This is a genomic window from Vibrio sp. 378, from assembly GCF_033339435.1.
Window position 1 is genome coordinate 1 of record NZ_JAWOUO010000092.1, and the last position, 1,256, is coordinate 1,256.

Genomic DNA, 1,256 nt, shown 5'->3' on the forward strand with positions numbered 1-1,256 from the left:
CGCCTTATCGAAACGAGCTGGGCGTGATCCCAATGGACCAATGGCTCACCGCCGTTGGAGTGAACAGCGTGACCCGATGGGCGGTGCCGGTATTTATTTTGATTACGGGCGCTCTGATGCTCAGTGATACACGTCCTTTTGATGGCAAGTATTACGTGAAGCGGCGTTTGGGGAAGGTGTTGGTGCCTTTTCTAATTTGGTCGACGTTCTACGCGTATCTATCGGGTTGGACGGCACAAGGGTTCGATTTTGAAACCGTCAAAGAAGTGCTGAGTAATAGTCCGTTTCATGCCACCTATTACCATTTAGGCTTCTTCTATTACTTTATTCCACTGTATTTCGTGATTCCTCTATTCCAATGGATGGCACGTAATGTCGATGACAATGTCCTCTATACCTATCTGGCTTTTTGGATGTTCACTAGCACGTTATTCCTGTTCAAGATTGATGGGCCATGGAGTAACCAAATGTGGCTCAATAGGGGCTATCTGCCTTTGGGCTATGTACTATTTCAAAAAGTGCCACTAAATCGTTCTATGGTGACGTTGTTCACTGGGTTTGGATTGGTGGCGTTAGCCGTGACATTCACCATGGTGGTGACCAACAGTTTGGAAGCGGAGAAATACACCGTGGGGCGTTGGTTGTCATACAAAACATTGAACGTGATTTTGGCGGCATCGATGATTTTTATGCTGTGTCGGTATTTTGGGGAAGGGTTGCCGAAGAACGTGCAGAAAGTGGTGAGTTTTATCAGCCAGCACAGCTTGGGCATTTACTTACTTCACCCAATCTTCTTATGGCCAATGAAAGAGTTTGGTTGGTATACCGGTCATCCGGCATGGGTGATCCCTGTGTGGATTGTGTTAAGTGGGGCGGGAGCCTTGGCGATGAGTTATTTGTTCTCGAAATCAGCCAAGACTCGTTGGTTACTGCCGTAAGTTAGCGTTTGATTGCGAAATGTAGGAATTTGTCGCCGCAGTAGGTCAGGGTGCCTTTATCACCTGGATTAAGCGCGTGGTAATAGTGCACACCAATTTGGAATTCTCGTTTCGGGCCGATTGGGCCACGTTGCACATAAATCCAATATTCTTGGTCGTCCTGTCCCGGCTGCGCATCCGGCACATCGATCGCTTGTTTGTCTAAAATAGTGACTTGAACACTTTGTTCTGGCGCATCTTCACCAACGTAATGTTTGCTGTAGAAACGAAAGAACACCCATGCGCCAAGGGCGATGAGGGCAAAAATGGCCAAGATAA

The 1,256-nt window shown here is 47.5% G+C and carries 2 protein-coding genes; one reads left to right on the plus strand and one right to left on the minus strand.

Annotated features, from left to right (window positions below):
• Positions 1 to 938: acyltransferase (locus R7Q48_RS24300; RefSeq protein ID WP_318132652.1), on the plus strand; the 938-nt coding region annotated here is incomplete at its 5' end.
• Position 939: 1 nt separating this feature from the next.
• On the opposite strand, the gene R7Q48_RS24305 is transcribed toward R7Q48_RS24300, so the two are convergent.
• Entirely contained in the window at positions 940 to 1,254 is a 315-nt protein-coding gene (locus tag R7Q48_RS24305) for a DUF2500 domain-containing protein (RefSeq protein WP_318132653.1), read from the minus strand.
• Positions 1,255 to 1,256 lie beyond the last annotated feature (2 nt).